The following is a 17969-nucleotide window of genomic DNA, read 5'->3' as shown; positions in this document are numbered from 1 at the left end:
GATTTATTAAATTTTCGCGCATCGATTAAAATTTGGAGAGAGAATGAAGGTTTTATTTATAATTTCGACCCTGCAAGCAGGCGGCGCCGAGCGCGTGATGAGCTTGCTAGCGAGCTATTTTGCGAAATTTCACGACGTAACGCTTTTAAAATTTGACACCAAACCGCCGTTTTACGAGCTAGACGAGAGGATAAAGTTGATAGATCTGCCTTTCCCGATGGTGAAAAAGGGTTTTTTTGCAAATTTAATCAGGCGCGTAAAAAAGTTTTTTTATCAGCGAAATTTGATCAAAAACGGCGGATTTGATGTCGTTATCTCCTCGATGGACAGCACCAATATCAATGTGATTTTGTCGAATTTATTTATAAACAAACCGCTTTTTATCAGCGAGCATTCAAGCGCCGATTTTTTCAAAGGTCGCGGCTGGCTGTTTTTACGCCGTATGCTCTATCCTCTAGCTAGCGGACTCACGGTGCTTACAAAAGAGGACTACGAATACTACAGCTTCGTAAAAAATAAAACCGTGATGTATAATCCTATGTTTGAAGCTAAAAAACAGGGCTTGCCGAAGGAAAATATCATCCTTTTCGTCGGTCGTCTAATCTCGCTTAAAGGCTGCGACGTATTTTTAAAAGCCATGAGCCTAATCGATAAAGAGCTATTAAAAAACTGGAAAATCGTGATAGCCGGTGCCGGCGAAGAGAGGCAAAGACTAGAGCTCATCGCCCACGAGCAGCTTCATTTGGATGCCGAATTTATCGGGCAAACGAGCGACGTAGCTTCGCTTTATGAAAGATCTAAAATTTTAGTCTCAAGCTCTAAAACCGAAGGCTTGCCAAACGTTTTAATCGAGAGCGTATTTTTTAACTGCGCTAGGGTGGCGACTGCTACAAGCGGCGCAAAAGAGCTCATCGAGGACGGCAAGGACGGATTTTTGGTGCCGATAGACGACGTAAAAGCGCTCGGAAGCAAAATCGAACTTTTAATGCGCGACGAGGAGCTTAGGCAAGAGCTGGTAAAAAACGCCAACGAGCGCAAAAACGCCTTTAAAACCGATCAAATTTATCAAAAGTGGATGGATTTTATCACGCAAAATATAAAGAACTAAAATGCTAAAAGTAAGCATAATAATCCCGACGTACAACCGCAAAGAGCTTTTTGAAGCCGCCCTAAAAAGTGCGCTAGCTCAAGACTACGAAAATAAAGAGATCATAATCAGCGACGATAACTCGAACGACGGTACGCGCGAGCTTGCGCAAAGTTACGTCGCTAAATTTGACAACGTAAAATACGTCTTAAACCAAACTTACGACCGCGGCCCAAACGGCAATAAAAACAACGGCTTTGATCACGCTAGCGGTGATGCTTTCGTGATTTTAGACGACGATGATCTTCTGATAGAAGGCGCTATAAGCAAGATGGCGGCCGTGCTAGAGCAGGGGTATGCTAGCGTCTGGGCGAACTGTTATTTTGAGATCGACGGCGAGCCGACGACGAAATTTTCGGGATTTGGACTGAGTAAAAGCGGGGAAATTTCGCCGCAGGACTACTACGACGGCAAGATAACGGGCGAGTTTTTGATAATGTTTCGCCGCGACGCGATCGGTCAGAGGCGCTTTGAAAAGGGGCTTTACGGTAGTGAAAATACGCTTTGGATCTATCTTTTTGACCTTCCTGCTTACTATCTGCACGACGCAGTACGTATTTACCGCTTTCACCGCAGCGACAGCGTCACGATAAACTCGTTTAAGCGTCCGCTTTGCATAATGAAAGGCTACGCGATGACTGCGGAGCTCATTTTGCAAAAAATCGCCGAGAAAAACGCTCAAGTTAGCGCAAACGGCTCAAATTCGGCCGAGCCTAAATTCCGCGTAAACGACTCTCATATCGCGATCCTATACAAAATGGCGGCGTACTATGCCAAATTTGGCGGCGAATACAAAAAAATGTACGAATATCTTTTTAAAAGCCTCAAATTTAAATTTACAAAAGAAGCGCTTGCGATGCTGATCTTAAGCCCGTTTCCAAAGTCGATGATTTTATTTTTAACTAAAATTCGCGTTTGGATATACAAAAAAACGCACGGCAAATGAAAAAATTAGCCGTTTTTCTCTACTCGATGGGGCCGGGCGGCGCAGAGCGCGTGGTTTCAAATTTGCTCCCGGCTTTGTGCGAAAAATACGAAGTTCATCTCGTTTTGATGAGCGAGGTCGTAGCCTACGAGATACCAAGCGCGGTAAAAGTCCACTTCCTCGAGCGCTCAGATCCTTATGAAAGCGGCGTAAAAAAGCTTTTTCGATTGGGACTTTTGTTTCCGTTTTTAGCCTTAAATTATAAAAAACTTTGCGACGATTTGGCTATCGACCTACATTTTGTCTTAATGAACCGGCCTTGTTATATCGCGCTTTTAGCAAGGATCGCCGGAGTAAAAGGACGCATGGTGATAAGCGAGCGTAGCTGTCCGTCGGTCATCTATAAAAGCGGCCTTAGCGGATTTGCCAATAGAATTTTGGTTAAGGCGCTGTATCCAAAAGCCGATCTTATCCTAGCTAACGCGCAGGGAAACGCCGATGATCTCGTGCGCAATTTCGGTTGCGACGCCGCAAAAACTAAGGTGCTATATAACGCGGTCGATTTGGCTGCGATAAAAACTCTTGCCGATGAGCCGCTAGAGGGCAAATTTAAGCCCTTTTTTCTAAATATCGGACGGCTTGATAGCGGTAAAAATCAAGCGATGTTAATAAAAATAATCGCAAATTTAAAAGACGAGCGCGCGACGCTTGGGATCCTTGGTAAAGGGCCTTTGCAAGGCGAGCTTCAAAATTTGATCGACGAGCTTGGCGTGAGCGAGCGCGTAAAGCTGCTAGGTACGGATAAAAATCCGTTTAAATTTATCAAAAACGCGCAGTGTTTCCTTTGCGCTTCGAGGTTTGAAGGCTTTTCAAACGTGCTTTTAGAGGCACTTGCTTGCGAGAGATTTATCATCTCCACCGATCATAAAAGCGGCGCTAGGGAGCTTCTGGGCGACGATGAATACGGCATCCTCGTGCCCGTTGACGACGAAAAAGCGATGGAGACTGCTATGAGGCGAGCGCTTGAGGATGAAAATTTGAGGCAAGATTATGAAAAAAAAGCGTACGGCCGCGTAGTAAAATTTGATAAAAACGCCGTCGCGGCGCAGCTCATAGGATATTTAGAAGGTGAAAATGGCGAGTAAAATTTTAGAATTCCCCGGCAAATTTAAATTTTCAAAACAGACTTGCTTTTTGATGCTTGCGGCGTTTGCTTTTAGCGTGGTTTGCAGGCTGTACTGGGTGTATTGGGCAGGCGAATATCAGCACTTTTTCTGGAACGATCAGCTCATGATCAGCACTAACGACGGTTACGCTTTTGCCGAGGGCGCGCGCGATATGATAGCGGGCTTTCATCAGCCAAACGACCTTAGCTACTACGGCCGTTCGATGCCGACGCTTACGTATTTTTTGTATCAAATTTTACCTTTTAGCTTTGAGAGCATTTTGCTTTATATGAGCGTGTTTTTTAGCTCGCTTATCGTTATTCCCGTGATTTTGATAGCCAAAGAGTACGAGATGCCCGGCATGGGCTTTGCGGCGGCGCTGCTAGCTAGCATCGCAAACAGCTACTACAACCGCACGATGGCCGGCTACTACGACACCGATATGCTTACGATCGTGCTGCCTGCGTTTAGTGTCTGGGCGATGATACGCCTCGCGCAGAAAAAAAGCGCAAACGACCTCATTTTTATCCCGATTTTTATCCTGATAAACGACTGGTGGTATCCCAGCTCATACTCGCTAAATTTTGCGATGCTGGGCGCATTTTTGCTCTATACTTTGATTTTCGATAGGAAAAACGCGCTAAATTACGAAGCTGTTATTTTGATGATAGTCGCGCTTACGTATATTGATTTTTACGCTAAAAGCGCGCTTGCGGTCGCGCTTTATCTAGCGATGAGATTTCGTCCGCAGATCTGGGATAAGCGCGTCGTAGCCGCGTGCCTAGCTCTTGCCGTAGGTTTACTTGGCTTTAGCGGCGGGCTAAATCAAATTTTATTTCAGCTTAAATTTTACGTATTTCGCGGGGTTTCGGAGAGTAGCGAGCCCGTTTTTCATTTTTACAACGTAAATAAAACTATAATGGAAATGGATGATTTTTCGTTTGAGTTTAACTCGATAAACGCCTTTGCCAAGCGTATTAGCGGGCATATCGCGACATTTGCTCTGTCGCTTGTAGGTATCGCCGCGCTGTGTTTTAAATTTCGCTCGTTTTTGCTTGCCCTTCCGATGCTGGCGCTTGGGTTTTTAGCGCTAAAAGGCGGGCTTAGATTTACCATTTACTCCGTGCCGATTATGGCGATAGGGTTTGGATATTTCGCGGTTCTTTGCGTGGATTTTTTCAAAAAAAGAAAACTTTTAGATAAATTTTGCGCCGTTTGCTTGGCGATATTTTCGGCGGTTTTATTCGTTTATATTGCGGATTATTACGATTTTTTGGGCGACAAATCATCATTCTTTTCGTTAAATTTCGACGACGAGGCGAGGGCTAAGGAATTGGCGTCTCGCGCCGCCGTAGGTATTATTTGCTGGGCGGTTTTTTTTGCGACATCCAAGCTAAACTCGCTCAAAAAACACGCGCTTTTAGAAAAAATTTGCGTCTTTTGTATTGCCGCGCTATCTTTAATGCCGTGTCTTGAGCATATTTACGGCTACAAAGTCGGCACGGTCTTTGCCAAAAGCGAGGTGGAGAGTCTAGATAAACTACGCAAGACAGCAGGGCGCGAGGACTACGTGCTGGCGTGGTGGGACTACGGCTATCCGATCCGCTACTACTCGGACGTCAAGACTCTCATCGACGGCGGCAAGCACCTGGGTAGAGATAACTTTGCCGTGAGCTTCGCGCTAGCGGCTAATCAACGCATGTCGGCAAATATGGCGCGTCTAGAGGTCGAGTACACAGAGCGAAATTTTAGCGAGAGATTCGGGCTAAATTTGAACCAGATGATAAAGGACTACAACGCCACGAGCGTAAATTCGTTTTTGTATTCGCTAAACGACAAGGATTTTCGCCCGCCGCAAAAAACGCGCGAGATTTACTACTATTTACCGGACTCCATGATCGATATCTTTAGCACAGTTTTGCGTTTTTCAAACCTTGATCTAAACAGCGGCGAGGAGTACGGGGCGATATTTTATCCGGGCAAACCTTACTCCATAGACGAGGATACGATAAATATCGGCGGAGGTTTTAGCGTATCGGGCGACGCATCTAAAGTCTATATCGGCGAGCGCGAAATACCCGTAAATACGTACTTTGAAACAAGCTACGACGAGAAAGATAAACTGGTCGTCAAAAAGCACGAGATGAACGCGGACGGTAAAATTTATCTTATTTTTATGAAGGATTACAGGCGGTTTTTGGTGCTTGACGAAGCGGTGCTAAACTCGGCCTACATACAGCTTTTCGTGCTCGAAAACTACGACAAAGAGCTATTTGAGCCGGTCGTTTTAAACGGCGCGGTTAAAATTTATAGGTTGCTAAGATGAGGGCGCAAAATTTAAAGGATATTTTTAAAAATGGCTAAATTTGGATTTTTGAGTCACGCCGATATGAGCATCTACTTTTTCCGCGCGCCGATCATGCGCGAGCTAAAGCGGCTCGGGCACGAGGTTTTTGCTATCGCTCCAAAGGGCGACTACACGGATAGGCTAAAAAGCGAGTTTAACTGCGTAACCTACGAGCTTGACCGCGCGAGCCTAAATCCCCTAACCGTGCTTGAAAACTCAAAAAAGCTAGCCGATATTTTGCGCGGGCTAAATTTAGACCTACTGCAAACCTCGTCGCACAAGTCAAACGTGTTCGGCACCTTTGCGGCTAAAAAAGCTGGCATAAAGCGCGTGATAAATTTGGTTGAAGGGCTGGGCAGCTTTTATATCGATAACGATCTAAAAACCCGTCTGGTGCGCGCCGCGATCGAGACGCTTTATAAAAAAGCGCTAAAAATGAGCGACGGCTGCGTGTTCGTAAATGAGGCCGATCCCGCGTATTTTCTAGCTCGCGGGCTGATTGCCGAGGAGAAAATTTTTAAGATAAAAAGCGTGGGCGTGAATACGCTCAAATTTGACGAAAGCAGCGTACCGGCCGCAAATTTGGGCGAGGATCTGCGCGGCAAAAAGATCGTACTGATGATAGCGCGCGCGATGTGGCACAAGGGCGTGCGCGAGTTTTACGAGGCGGCCGAGCTTTTGCGCGGGCGCGAGGACTGCGCGTTTGTATTTGCGGGCGAAGGCTTTGAAGGAAACAAAAGCACAGCCGACGCGAAGTTTTTAAAGGGCGGCGCCGTGCGGTATCTGGGCGCTAGAGACGATGTGCCGGGGCTTTTAAAGGCTAGCTATCTGCTTGCGCTTCCAAGCTACAAAGAGGGCTTTCCGCGCACGGTTTTAGAGGCGATGAGTATGGGTAGGCCGGTCGTTGCTAGCGACGTAGCGGGCTGCAACGAGGCCGTAACGAACGGCTTTAACGGCCTGCTGTGCGAGGCGAAAAACTCGGCCGATCTAGCCGCAAAGATAGAAATTTTACTAAACGACGAAAATTTGGCCGCACAGATGGGGCGAAACGGGCGGGAGCTTGCGGTGCGCGAGTTTGACGAGCGAGCGGTCGCTAGGAAATATATAGAAATTTATAGGAAATTTATCGATGTATAGGGCATTTTTTAAGAGATTACTGGATATTTGCGGCGCGATTTTTCTCATAGTTTTGACGCTGCCGATTATGGCGGTCGTCGCGGTTTTGATCTATTTTAAGGTTAGTAAGGACGTCATTTTTACGCAGGCGCGCCCGGGTTTGCACGCTAAAATTTTTAAAATTTACAAATTTAAAACGATGAGCGACGAGCGCGGCGCGGACGGCGAGCTGCTACCCGACGAGATGCGCCTAAACGGTATCGGCAAGACTATCCGAAGCCTCAGTCTTGACGAGCTGCCGCAGCTTTTTAACGTGCTAAAAGGTGATATGAGCTTCATCGGGCCTCGTCCGCTTCTGGTCGAGTATCTGCCTCTTTACGACGCCGAGCAGGCGACCCGCCACGACGTGAGACCCGGCATCACGGGGCTAGCGCAGGTAAACGGCCGCAACGCGATCAGCTGGGCGGAGAAGTTTAAATTTGACGCTAGGTACGTCCGCGAGCTTAGCTTTGCGCTGGATGTTAAAATCGCTATTTTAACGGTGCAAAAGGTGCTAAAACGAAGCGGCGTGAGCAAAGAAGGCATGGCCACGACGGAGAAATTTAATGGCCGCAACTAAAATTTACGTTTACGGCTTTAGCGGACACGGAGCGGTCGTCGCGGACGTGGCTAGAGCGTGCGGATACGGAGAGATCGTGTTTTTAGACGACGCCAAATTTAACGGCAAAAACGTGCTCAAATTTGACCAGAGCTTAGAAAAAGCGGACGTGATCGTGGCTATCGGAGATAATAAAATCAGACGTATCCTGCAAGAAAGAGTTAAAAACGCTGGCTTTGTCTTAGTGAATTTGATCCATCCAAGCGCGGTGATAAGTAAGAGCGCGCAAATAGGCGAGGGTGCGGTCGTGATGCCAAATGCCGTCATAAACGCGCGCGCTGTAATAGGCGAGGGCGCGATAATAAACACGGGCGCGATCATCGAGCATGACTGCGAGATTGGAGATTTCGCCCATATTAGTCCAAACGCGGCGCTAGCAGGAGGCGTGATCGTTGGTGCAAACACGCACGTAGGCATAGGTTCATGCGTAGTGCAGTGCGTAAAAATCGGCGCAAACTGTATAATCGGAGCGGGCAGTGTCGTCGTGAGAGATATCGCAGACGGTAGCGTCGCCTACGGTAATCCCGCTAAAGTTAGGCGAAATTTAAGCTAAATTTGAGCGCTAAAATATCGCTCGTCAAATTTGCGCCCGTAGCTACAAAGGACGGCGCAGGCAAAATAGATAAAGTATCCCGCGAAGCGTCAAATTTACATTTTTAAAATATATTTCGACGCAAAATTTAACAAAATCCCCATTTTCTACGGCCTAAAAGCAAATTTAAACGAGTTTTTATAAAAATATTTAGATTTTAAGTGCTACAATGCGTAAATTTCTTTAAGGAATAATAATGCAAAGAATTTTCCTAAGCCCGCCACACATGAGCGGCAAAGAGCAAGAGTATATAAACGAGGTTTTTAAGAGCAACTATATCGCGCCGCTTGGCGAATACGTGAACAAATTTGAAGCGAGCGTCTCAAGCTATGCGGGCGCACCCGATGCTTTGGCGCTAAATTCCGGCACGTCGGCGATCCACTTGGCGCTAAGGGTGCTTGGTATCGGCGCGGGAGACGTGGTGCTAGCCTCTACGTTTACCTTTATGGCGTCCGTTAGCCCGATACTTTATCAAGGCGCTACGCCTGTTTTTGTCGATAGCGACGAAAGCTGGAACCTAAGCCCTGAGCTGCTAAAAAAGGCGATCGCAAACTCGCCTAAAAAGCCAAAAGCGCTCGTCGTCACGCATCTCTACGGTCAGGCGGCCAAGATGAAAGAGATCTGCGAGATCTGCGAACAAGAAAACATCGCCGTCGTCGAGGACGCGGCCGAGGCGCTGGGCGGCTTTTTGAACGGCAAAGCGCTGGGCACGTTCGGACGGCTGGGCGCATATAGCTTTAACGGTAACAAAATCATCACTACAAGCGGCGGCGGCATGCTAGTGGGCGAAAGAGATCTCGTCGAGAAGGCGAGATTTTATAGCACCCAAGCTAGAGAGCCGTTTTTGCACTACGAGCACAAAGACTACGGCTACAACTACCGCCTGAGCAACGTCCTAGGCGCGATCGGAACGGCGCAGATGGAGGTGCTCGAGCAGCGCGTGATGAAAAAACGCGAAATTTTTGAAAAGTACAAAAAAGAGCTTCCCGAGCTTGAGTTTATGCCAGAGATTGCAAATTCCCGCGGCAACCGCTGGCTAACGACCGCTCTGTTTAAAGAAAAAGGCGCGCATCTACGCGTGATAGACGCGCTTGCGAAGGAAAATATAGAAAGCCGTCCGCTTTGGAAGCCGATGCATATGCAGCCTGTGTTTGAGGGGGCGCTAGCGTTCACGGACGGTACTAGCGAAGATATGTTTGCACGCGGTATCTGCCTGCCTAGCGGCACTGCGATGGGGGACGAGGAATTTGCGCGAGTAGTAAAAATCGTAAAGGAAAATTTATAAATGTTTAAGGCGACGAAGCTAAAGCGGCTTGCGTTTTTTCTGGGCTTTGACGTCGCGATATTCGTCGCGTCGTTTTATCTGGCGTATCTGCTTAGATTTAGCGGCGTGCTGCCTGATTATTTTAAGGGCGGGCTGGTCGCGGGCTGCGCTACGATGGTGGTTTTAAAGCTATTTTTCATGTGGCTTTTTAAAATTTACAAGGTGCCGTGGAGATTTTTTGGACTAAACGAAGCGAGGAAAATTTTCCTCGTTCATCTTTGCGCGATCGTTTGCTTTTGGATCGTTTATTTTGCGGCGCCTAGTCTTTTTAATCCGTTTCCGCGAAGCGTGATTTTTATCGACGCCGTTATCTCGTGCCTGCTAATTGGAAATTTAAGGATCGCCAAGCGTATGTTTTTAGACTTTTCTAAAAAGCCGCACACGGGCGAGCCTTGCGTAGTTATCGGCGCTACGTCAAAGGCGCTTCACGTTTTAAAAGGGCTTAGGCAGGGCTATATCGATCTATATGCCGTGGGTGTGGTAGACGGCAGGAGCGATCTAGTCGGCACTTACTGCGACGGATTTTTAGTGCAGCCAAAGAGCAAAATCGCAAATTTGATCAAAGAGTACAACGTAAAAACCGCTATCATCGCGCTAGCTCTGGGTCAAGACGAGCTAGCGGAGCTTTTTGACGAGCTTACGGCTTACGGTATCCGCGATATCAAGATTTTTTCTATGTTTGGCACCGGCAAGGACGCTATCAAGGATATCTCGATCGAGGATCTGCTAGCTAGAAAGCCAAAAGATCTAGATAGTAGCGCGGTGGAGAAATTTTTAGGCGGTAAGGTCGTTTTAGTCACTGGGGCCGGCGGCAGTATCGGTAGCGAAATTTGCAAGCAGTGCCTGAAATTTGGCGTTAGCAAGCTAATCATGATCGATCACAGCGAGTTTAATCTCTATAAAATCGGCGAGATAACCCACAGCGACAAAACCGTGAGCAAGATGATAAATATCGTAAACGAAGCGGACTTGCGCGCGGTTTTTGAGGAGTTTAAACCGCAGATCGCGATCCATGCCGCAGCCTATAAGCACGTGCCGCTTTGCGAAGCAAACCCTAAAGCCGCGGTCGTAAATAACATAATCGGCACTAAAATTTTGATCGATTTATCTATCGAATACGGCGTTAGCAAGGTCGTGATGATCTCATCTGATAAGGCCGTGCGCCCGACGAATATCATGGGCGCGACTAAACGCGTGTGCGAACTTTACGCGCTAAACTCGAATTTGCCGGCTAAAACCGAGATCGTCGCGGTACGCTTCGGTAACGTTCTAGGCTCTAGCGGCAGCGTAATACCGAAATTTAAAGAACAAATCGAAAACAACAAGCCGCTAACCGTCACACATCCTGATATCACGAGGTACTTTATGTTGGTTTCCGAGGCCTGCCAGCTCGTGCTTCAGGCCGCCTCGATCGCAAAGGGCGGCGAGCTTTTCGTGCTTGATATGGGCGAGCCGATAAAGATCGCCGATCTAGCTAAAAAGATGCTGATTTTATCAAACAAAGAGCACCTTGGCGTCGAATTCGTCGGCCTTCGTCCGGGCGAGAAGCTTTACGAGGAGCTTTTAATCAATAAAGACGACGTAAAAACCGAGTTTCAGTCTATTTTCGTGACGCACTCGGGCGAATACGACGTGGCTAAACTAAACGAGCAAATCGAAAATTTAACGCACGCGGACGACGTCGCGGCGGCGCTCAAAGAGATCGTGCCGGAGTTTAATCACGCGCTAAATAAGGAATAAATTTGACGCTGCAAGATATACAAAGATTTTCAGAGTTAAGATATAAGGCTAGAGCCTATATATGCTATCTTTTTAGTAAAAATTTACCAAACAGGCTGCCGGGGGTAAATGCCGAGTCGATAAAAAGCGGCTTTGATAAAATGGCGCACGAGATAGAGGGTTTTGACGCGTTTTACGTACTTGACGCAAACGGCGTGCAAATAGGCGACACTGTAAGCCTAAACGAAAAATATAAAGCCGGCGGCGGCGAAAACTGTAGCAATAAGTCTTATTATTACACCGCGGTTCGTGAAAAGCGCTGCGTGCTAAGCGACCCGTACCCATCCTCGCTCACGGGCGAGCTGTGCGTGACGGCGTCCACCCCGATATATGATGATAAGGGAGAGCTAAAATTCGTCGCGTGTATCGACGTTTCGCTAGAAAATATCCTAGCCATCGTCTCTCACGGTAAGCTAGAGAGCTACTTCGGTAAATTTCTTAAGGTCGTTTACGCCGCGTTTTCGGTTGCGCTTTTTATCATAGCCTTGTTTTTGTTCGCCGATGCGCTTAAAGGGCTTTTGGCTAACGATCTTTTAAATATCGAAGTCGAAAAGATGTTTGAGCACACGATCGTGCTGACGCTGGCGCTTGCGATCTTTGATCTGGTTAAAGCGATATTTGAAGAAGAGGTGCTTGGCAAAAGCAAGCGCAATGAAGATATGGAAAACAAAACGATGATTAGATTTATCGGATCGATCATAATCGCGCTTGCGATCGAGGCTCTGATGCTCGTGTTTAAATTTGCCATCACGGCGCCAGATCACATCATAAACGCGATCTATCTCATCGGCGGCGTCGCGATATTGATGATCGCGCTTAGCATCTATCTTTTTGCTACCAAGCAAAGGAGCTCGCATTGATCGGCATTATCGACTACGGCGCGGGAAATTTAAGAAGCGTTTTAAACGCGTTTGAGAGTTTAAATTTAAAGGCAGGACTAGCGGTTCGCGGCGAGGAGCTGGGTAAATTTGACAAGATTATTTTACCCGGCGTCGGGGCTTTTGGCGAAGCGATGCAAAAGCTAAAAGATAGAGATTTTATCCCCGCGATAAAAGAAGCCGTAGCCGTCGGAAAGCCGTTTTTGGGTATTTGCCTGGGTATGCAGCTACTTTTTGAGCAAAGCGAGGAGTTTGGCGTAAACGATGGACTTGGGCTCGTAAAAGGGCGAGTGGTTAAATTTGACCCGTCCAAATTTGACACGCCGTTAAAGGTGCCGCACACGGGGTGGAACACCATAAATTTTACCAAACAAGCGCCGATAAATAAAGATCTGGCCGCTAGCGAGTATTTGTATTTCGTGCACTCTTATCACGTAGTTTGCGAGGACGATGCGGCGCTTGGCTTTAGCGAATACGGCTATAAATTCGTAAGCGCGGTGCATAAAGATAATATTTTCGGTTTTCAGCCGCACCCCGAAAAGAGCTATGAGACTGGACTAAAAATTTTACGAAATTTCGGAGAGATGTGATGGAAATTTTCCCTGCGATAGATTTAAAAGAGGGTAAGGCGGTTCGGCTTTTTAAGGGCGAGATGAGTAGCGCCAAAATTTACTCGGACGCGCCGTGGGAGCTAGCCAAAAGATTTGAAGATATGGGCGCAAAGTGGCTTCACGTCGTCGATCTTGACGGAGCGTTTGCGGGCGAAGCGGTAAATCTAAAAACCGTAGAAAAGATCGCAAAAGCCGCAAATTTGCAAATCCAAATCGGCGGCGGGATACGCGACGAAGCGCGAATAAAAAGCTACCTTGATAGCGGCATAACGCGCGTTATCTTGGGCTCGGTAGCGCTAAAAGATCCAAGTTTTACTAAAGAAATGGCGCAAAAATACCGCGTCGCCGTCGGCATAGACGCAAAAGACGGCTTCGTCGCCGTGCAGGGCTGGGCGGAGGTGTCGCAGATGAGGGCGACCGAGCTAGCGCGCAAATTTGCCGGAGCCGGAGTCGAAGCGATAATCTGCACCGACATCTCAAAAGACGGCACCCTTAGCGGCGTAAACGTTGAGTTTACCTCGCAAATCGCAAAGGCAAGCGGTATAAATACGATCGCAAGCGGCGGCGTAAAAGATATAGAGGATATCGAGTCGTTAATGCGCGCAGGAGATGTTTACGGAGCGATCGTGGGTAAGGCGTACTACGAAGGGACGCTGGATCTAAAAGGGGCCTTTAAACTGGGCCGATAAATTTTTAAAGTAAATTTAAATATAAAATTTGCTAGAATTGGACATTTTTTAAAAAAGGATGCGATTGTGAAAATACTAGTAGTCGACGACAGCTCTACTATGAGAAGAATTATAAAAAACACCCTACAAAGGCTCGGGCATCAAGAAATTTTAGAGGCCGAGCACGGAGTCGAAGCATGGCAAATTTTGGGTCAGCACAGCGATATAAACGTGCTTATTACCGACTGGAATATGCCTGAAATGAACGGCCTTGAGCTCGTAAAAAAGGTCCGCGCCGAGGCAAAATACGTCGATATGCCTATCATCATGGTAACGACCGAGGGCGGTAAAGCCGAGGTCATCACCGCGCTAAAAGCAGGCGTCAATAACTACATCGTAAAGCCGTTTACGCCGCAAGTTTTAAAAGAAAAACTTGAAGACGTCTTGGGCTAAAAGAGCGTAAATTTGAAAGATAAATTTTACGAGCTTGAAGTTCTTTGCTCGCAGGAGCTTCGCGAGCTTTTCGAAGATCTCGTTTTTTCTTTGGGCGTTACTTGCACGCAGGAGACTAACGGCGGGTTTATCATCCGAGACGAAGACGAGCTAGACGAAGTGGAATTTGGCCTACGAGAATACGCAAAATCTCTACAAGATGTGCTCGGCCGCGAGATCGAATTTAAGATAACAAAAAGCCAAAAAGAAAATAAAGACTGGCTAAGCGAATACAAAAAAAACGTTAGACCGATAGAGATCGGTAAATTTTACATCCACCCAAGCTGGAAAGAGTCTAAAGACGGGCTTAAAAACATCATCATCGATCCCGCGCTTGCCTTTGGCTCGGGTCACCACGAGAGCACGAGCGCTTGCATAGAGTATCTGCAAAAATATGCCGCAAACGGCATGAGTGCGCTTGACGTAGGCTGCGGAAGCGGGATACTAAGCATCGCTCTATCAAAACTAGGTTGCGTCACGGATGCCTGCGATACGGATGAGCAGGCCGTGCAAAGCTCGCAGAAAAACGCCGAGCTAAACGGGGTTAAATTTAATCAAATTTGGACCGGTTCGGTGGCGAATTTATATAAAAAATACGACGTCGTCGTAGCAAACATCATCGCCGATGTGATACTAATGCTAAAAAACGATTTGATAAATTTGCTAAAAGAGGGCTCGTATCTCGTTTTAGCAGGCGTTTTGGATAAATACGAAACGCGAATTTTAGAGGCTTTTTCGTCGCTTAAGCTGGTAGAGAGCCAAACCAAAAACGAGTGGAAAAGCTTCGTATTTCAAAAAGCGTAAAATAATTTAAGGAACATAATGGATAACAGAAAAAACGATGATAAAAATTTAAATAACGGCGGAAACGGCTTTTTTAATAAAAATCCGATTATGATTTTCGCGATTTTCGCAGTAGTCGTCGTGCTAGTGTTTAAGGGGCTAAACGGCGACGTAGACGGTATGCCGATAACCGGACAAAGCGCGGTAACTGCTAAAAATTTATCGTATTCTGATATAAAAGAGATGATAAAAAATAAACAAGTCGCAAAGGTCGGCATCTCTGAAACCTCGATAAAAGCCGTGGATAACGGCGGTGCGGTCTATACGGCAAAGAGGGTGGGCGACCCTACTTTGGTTCCTCTTTTAGAGGAGCAAAAGATCCCTTACGGAGCCTATAGCGAGACGAATTGGTTTACCGAGATGATTTTCTCGTGGGTGCTTCCTATTTTTATTTTCTTTGGAATTTGGATGTTTTTGGCTAGCCGTATGCAGCGAAACATGGGTAGCGGAATCCTTGGAATGGGAAGCTCCAAAAAGCTCGTAAACTCGGAAAAACCGAAGGTTAAATTTGCCGACGTGGCTGGCGTGCAGGAAGCAAAAGAAGAAGTTAAAGAGATTGTGGATTTTCTAAAGCATCCGGATAGGTATATAAATTTGGGCGCTAAAATCCCAAAAGGCGTGCTTTTGGTGGGGCCTCCTGGTACGGGTAAAACATTGCTGGCAAAGGCCGTTGCGGGCGAAGCGGACGTGCCGTTTTTCTCGGTTTCGGGATCGAGCTTTATAGAGATGTTCGTCGGCGTGGGCGCTAGCCGCGTGAGGGATCTTTTTGAAAATGCAAAAAAAGAAGCTCCGGCGATCGTCTTTATAGACGAGATCGACGCCATCGGCAAGAGCCGCGCAGCTAGCGGCATGATCGGCGGAAACGACGAGCGCGAGCAGACGCTAAACCAGCTTTTGGCCGAGATGGACGGCTTTAGCTCGGATGCATCGCCCGTTATCGTGCTTGCCGCGACGAACCGTCCGGAGGTGCTTGACGCTGCGCTTTTAAGGCCGGGCAGATTTGATAGACAGGTGCTCGTCGATAAGCCCGATTTTAAAGGTAGGATCGAAATTTTACGCGTGCACATGAAAGATATCAAGCTTGATCATAGCGTTAGTATCGAGGATATCGCGCGCATGACGGCGGGCCTTGCGGGTGCGGATCTGGCAAACATCATAAACGAAGCCGCGCTACTAGCGGGTAGAAAAGAAAAAGGCAAGGTCGAGCAGGCGGACTTACTCGAGGCCGTCGAGCGTGCGATCGCGGGTCTTGAGAAAAAATCTCGCCGCATAAATCCGAAAGAAAAACGCATCGTGGCCTATCACGAGAGCGGACACGCGCTCATAGCCGAAACCACCAAAGGCGCAAACAGAGTCACCAAGGTATCAATCATACCGCGCGGGCTTGCGGCGCTTGGATACACGCTTCACACGCCTGAAGAGAATAAATTTATGATGCAGCGTCACGAGCTGATGGCCGAAGTGGACGTACTTCTGGCTGGACGCGCGGCGGAAGAGGTCTTTATAAAAGAGATTTCAACCGGCGCGGGCAACGACCTAGAGCGAGCGACCGATATACTTCGCTCGATGATCTCGATATACGGCATGAGCGATATCGCAGGACTTATGGTGCTTGAAAAGCGTCGCAGTACTTTCCTGGCCGGCGGTCAGGCTGATAGGGACTATAGCGACAAGACGGCGGAAAAAGTGGATGAATTTATCAAAACCACGCTTGATGAGCGCTATAAACATGTGCTTGAGACGCTGCGAACCTACGGCGACGCGATAGAAAAGATGGTTGAGGCGCTTTACGAAGAGGAAACCATCGAGGGCGCAAAGGTTAGAGAGATCATCGCAAACTACGAAAAAGAGCGCGGTCTGCCTAGTAGGCTCGTAAATTTAGAAGACAAAGAGGAACAAGCGTAAAGATATGCAAAACGTCGGGCTAATCGCAAAACAGGGCTACAAATACGTTTTCGTTTTAGGGCTTTTGCTTTTACTTGCGCTGATTTTGGGTGTATGTCAAATTTTATTTTTCGCACTCTTTGCGCTTTGCGTATTTTGGTTTAGAAACCCGGAGCGAGCGCTAGGCAGCGACGATGCATACGCCGTACTTAGCCCGATCGACGGTAAGATAAAAAGTATAGATAAAATTTACTATTTTGACACGCAGTGCGTAGCCATAACTATCCGTAAGGGCGTGTTTGACCCGGGTGCGCTCAGAGCTCCTTGCGATATGGAGCTTTTAGAGGCCAAACAAAGGCACGGACTGTTTTTGTGTAATGCTATGGAAGCTTCTAAAAATTTAAACGAGCGAGCCTTGTTCGTCTGTAAAAACTCAAATAATAAATTTGCGATCCGCATCATCGCAGGGCCTCTTAGCAAAGGCATTTCTTTTGAAAATTTTAGCCGACTAAAAGCGGGCAGGAGATTTGGCTTTTTAAGTAGCGGCGAGGTGATTTTGATACTACCCGCAAATACTCGAATAAGCGTCAGCGTAGGCGAAAATGTCGCAAGCGCGGGCATTTTAGGTTTTTTTAGCTATGAGGAAAAAGATGCAAGACAATCAGAATAAACTTCAGTTAATGTACATTTTGCCAAATTTATTCACGGCGGCTTCGGCGTTTTTGGGTATTATCAGCATTATCGCTTCCGTGCGCGGCTATATCGCGGCTAGCGCAGGGCTAGACGATGAAGCTAACGGCTATTTTTTCAAAGCTATTATTTACATAGTTTTATCGCTATTTTTGGACGGACTTGACGGACGCGTAGCGAGACTAACTAAAACTACGTCAAAATTTGGCGTAGAGTTTGATAGTCTTGCAGATGTCATAGCTTTCGGCGTTGCGCCGGCGATGCTTTTTTACTTTACGGTCGGGCATAGCTTCGGGCGTTTGGGGTCGCTAGTAGCCGCGCTGTTCGTGGTTTTTGGCGCTATTAGACTTGCACGGTTTAACGTAATGACGGGCACTTACGAGCCGTCCGTTTTTATCGGCCTTCCGATACCTACGGCCGCGATTGTTTCGGCATTTTGGGTCGGGCTAAGCTTAGAATACGACTTTACAAGAAGCGCCGAGTGGTTTTTGATGTTTTTGCAAATTTTGCTTTCGGTCTTGATGGTGAGCAATATCCGCTACCCGAGCTTTAAAAAAGTAGATCTTAAAAGGGCTGATTTTTTGCGCATCTTGGTCGGACTTACGGTTGCGTTTTCGGCTATTTACGTTTGCCCTATCGAAGCGGTTACGACTTTAATGAGCGTTTATGTTTCTTACGGTATAATCAGATACGTTTTTATGAGATTTAAAAACAAAAAAATTCAAAAGGAGAGCGAATGAACGGTAATGCTAAATTAAACGCATTTTTCTCCCTACTTCTGCTGCTGCGTTAGGCAGCGACTCTTTCACACCATAATAATCAAATTTAACCGCACAAACTAAAACTATA

The 17969-nt window shown here is 47.0% G+C and carries 17 protein-coding genes; all 17 read left to right on the top strand.

Going from position 1 to position 17969, the window contains the following annotated elements:
• Positions 1 to 43: 43 nt before the first annotated feature.
• The gene (locus QZ157_RS06805) at positions 44 to 1108 is read left to right on the top strand and encodes a glycosyltransferase (protein WP_295143489.1); all 1065 of its coding nucleotides are present in this window, start codon (positions 44 to 46) and stop codon (positions 1106 to 1108) included.
• A gap of 1 nt (position 1109) precedes the next feature.
• Positions 1110 to 2093: a glycosyltransferase family 2 protein gene (locus tag QZ157_RS06800; protein ID WP_295143487.1), complete on the top strand. Its 984-nt coding sequence runs from the start codon at positions 1110 to 1112 to the stop codon at positions 2091 to 2093.
• The gene (locus QZ157_RS06795) at positions 2090 to 3217 is read left to right on the top strand and encodes a glycosyltransferase (RefSeq protein WP_295143485.1); all 1128 of its coding nucleotides are present in this window, start codon (positions 2090 to 2092) and stop codon (positions 3215 to 3217) included. Before QZ157_RS06800 ends, QZ157_RS06795 begins: the two co-directional genes overlap by 4 nt.
• Complete coding sequence (locus tag QZ157_RS06790; protein WP_295143483.1) at positions 3207 to 5564, top strand: STT3 domain-containing protein; 2358 nt, start codon at positions 3207 to 3209, stop codon at positions 5562 to 5564. The genes QZ157_RS06795 and QZ157_RS06790 overlap by 11 nt, the downstream gene beginning before the upstream one ends.
• Positions 5565 to 5594: 30 nt before the next feature.
• On the top strand, positions 5595 to 6722 hold the full coding sequence (pglA, locus tag QZ157_RS06785; protein ID WP_295143480.1) for a N,N'-diacetylbacillosaminyl-diphospho-undecaprenol alpha-1,3-N-acetylgalactosaminyltransferase: 1128 nt from the start codon (positions 5595 to 5597) through the stop codon (positions 6720 to 6722).
• Positions 6715 to 7320 carry an undecaprenyl phosphate N,N'-diacetylbacillosamine 1-phosphate transferase gene (gene pglC, locus QZ157_RS06780; RefSeq protein ID WP_122861973.1) on the top strand — a complete coding sequence of 202 codons (606 nt, stop codon included), beginning with the start codon at positions 6715 to 6717 and terminating at the stop codon, positions 7318 to 7320. Before pglA ends, pglC begins: the two co-directional genes overlap by 8 nt.
• Positions 7307 to 7912, top strand: coding sequence for a UDP-N-acetylbacillosamine N-acetyltransferase (gene pglD / locus QZ157_RS06775; RefSeq protein ID WP_295143476.1), 606 nt, complete (start codon positions 7307 to 7309; stop codon positions 7910 to 7912). Before pglC ends, pglD begins: the two co-directional genes overlap by 14 nt.
• A 235-nt stretch (positions 7913 to 8147) precedes the next feature.
• Complete coding sequence (gene pglE / locus QZ157_RS06770; RefSeq protein ID WP_295143473.1) at positions 8148 to 9236, top strand: UDP-N-acetylbacillosamine transaminase; 1089 nt, start codon at positions 8148 to 8150, stop codon at positions 9234 to 9236.
• Positions 9237 to 11015, top strand: a complete 1779-nt coding sequence (pglF, locus tag QZ157_RS06765) for a UDP-N-acetylglucosamine 4,6-dehydratase (configuration-retaining) (protein ID WP_295143470.1) — start codon at positions 9237 to 9239, stop codon at positions 11013 to 11015.
• A 2-nt stretch (positions 11016 to 11017) separates the two neighbouring features.
• Positions 11018 to 11914, top strand: a complete 897-nt coding sequence (locus QZ157_RS06760) for a PDC sensor domain-containing protein (RefSeq protein WP_295143467.1) — start codon at positions 11018 to 11020, stop codon at positions 11912 to 11914.
• Positions 11911 to 12522, top strand: a complete 612-nt coding sequence (gene hisH / locus QZ157_RS06755) for an imidazole glycerol phosphate synthase subunit HisH (protein ID WP_295143464.1) — start codon at positions 11911 to 11913, stop codon at positions 12520 to 12522. The genes QZ157_RS06760 and hisH overlap by 4 nt, the downstream gene beginning before the upstream one ends.
• Complete coding sequence (hisA, locus tag QZ157_RS06750; RefSeq protein WP_295143492.1) at positions 12522 to 13232, top strand: 1-(5-phosphoribosyl)-5-[(5-phosphoribosylamino)methylideneamino]imidazole-4-carboxamide isomerase; 711 nt, start codon at positions 12522 to 12524, stop codon at positions 13230 to 13232. The genes hisH and hisA overlap by 1 nt, the downstream gene beginning before the upstream one ends.
• 66 nt (positions 13233 to 13298) lie before the next feature.
• On the top strand, positions 13299 to 13664 hold the full coding sequence (locus QZ157_RS06745; RefSeq protein ID WP_002952918.1) for a chemotaxis response regulator CheY: 366 nt from the start codon (positions 13299 to 13301) through the stop codon (positions 13662 to 13664).
• 12 nt (positions 13665 to 13676) lie between these two features.
• On the top strand, positions 13677 to 14507 hold the full coding sequence (locus QZ157_RS06740; RefSeq protein WP_295143460.1) for a 50S ribosomal protein L11 methyltransferase: 831 nt from the start codon (positions 13677 to 13679) through the stop codon (positions 14505 to 14507).
• An 18-nt stretch (positions 14508 to 14525) separates the two neighbouring features.
• Entirely contained in the window at positions 14526 to 16451 is a 1926-nt protein-coding gene (ftsH, locus tag QZ157_RS06735; RefSeq protein WP_295143458.1) for an ATP-dependent zinc metalloprotease FtsH, read from the top strand.
• Positions 16452 to 16455: 4 nt separating this feature from the next.
• Positions 16456 to 17100: a phosphatidylserine decarboxylase gene (locus tag QZ157_RS06730; protein WP_295143455.1), complete on the top strand. Its 645-nt coding sequence runs from the start codon at positions 16456 to 16458 to the stop codon at positions 17098 to 17100.
• Positions 17081 to 17860, top strand: a complete 780-nt coding sequence (gene pssA, locus QZ157_RS06725) for a CDP-diacylglycerol--serine O-phosphatidyltransferase (RefSeq protein WP_295143452.1) — start codon at positions 17081 to 17083, stop codon at positions 17858 to 17860. Before QZ157_RS06730 ends, pssA begins: the two co-directional genes overlap by 20 nt.
• Positions 17861 to 17969 lie beyond the last annotated feature (109 nt).

Source organism: uncultured Campylobacter sp. (assembly GCF_905372745.1).
In the GTDB taxonomy this organism is placed as follows: domain Bacteria; phylum Campylobacterota; class Campylobacteria; order Campylobacterales; family Campylobacteraceae; genus Campylobacter_A.
This window is presented reverse-complemented; position numbering and strand designations above follow the sequence as displayed.

What these genes read in the sequence shown, in the direction of transcription:
- QZ157_RS06805 (WP_295143489.1), top strand. Translation starts at nt 44, where the DNA reads ATGAAGGTTTTATTTATAATTTCGACCCTGCAAGCAGGCGGCGCCGAG.
- QZ157_RS06800 (WP_295143487.1), top strand. Translation starts at nt 1,110, where the DNA reads ATGCTAAAAGTAAGCATAATAATCCCGACGTACAACCGCAAAGAGCTT.
- QZ157_RS06795 (WP_295143485.1), top strand. Translation starts at nt 2,090, where the DNA reads ATGAAAAAATTAGCCGTTTTTCTCTACTCGATGGGGCCGGGCGGCGCA.
- QZ157_RS06790 (WP_295143483.1), top strand. Translation starts at nt 3,207, where the DNA reads ATGGCGAGTAAAATTTTAGAATTCCCCGGCAAATTTAAATTTTCAAAA.
- pglA (WP_295143480.1), top strand. Translation starts at nt 5,595, where the DNA reads ATGGCTAAATTTGGATTTTTGAGTCACGCCGATATGAGCATCTACTTT.
- pglC (WP_122861973.1), top strand. Translation starts at nt 6,715, where the DNA reads ATGTATAGGGCATTTTTTAAGAGATTACTGGATATTTGCGGCGCGATT.
- pglD (WP_295143476.1), top strand. Translation starts at nt 7,307, where the DNA reads ATGGCCGCAACTAAAATTTACGTTTACGGCTTTAGCGGACACGGAGCG.
- pglE (WP_295143473.1), top strand. Translation starts at nt 8,148, where the DNA reads ATGCAAAGAATTTTCCTAAGCCCGCCACACATGAGCGGCAAAGAGCAA.
- pglF (WP_295143470.1), top strand. Translation starts at nt 9,237, where the DNA reads ATGTTTAAGGCGACGAAGCTAAAGCGGCTTGCGTTTTTTCTGGGCTTT.
- hisA (WP_295143492.1), top strand. Translation starts at nt 12,522, where the DNA reads ATGGAAATTTTCCCTGCGATAGATTTAAAAGAGGGTAAGGCGGTTCGG.
- ftsH (WP_295143458.1), top strand. Translation starts at nt 14,526, where the DNA reads ATGGATAACAGAAAAAACGATGATAAAAATTTAAATAACGGCGGAAAC.
- QZ157_RS06730 (WP_295143455.1), top strand. Translation starts at nt 16,456, where the DNA reads ATGCAAAACGTCGGGCTAATCGCAAAACAGGGCTACAAATACGTTTTC.
- pssA (WP_295143452.1), top strand. Translation starts at nt 17,081, where the DNA reads ATGCAAGACAATCAGAATAAACTTCAGTTAATGTACATTTTGCCAAAT.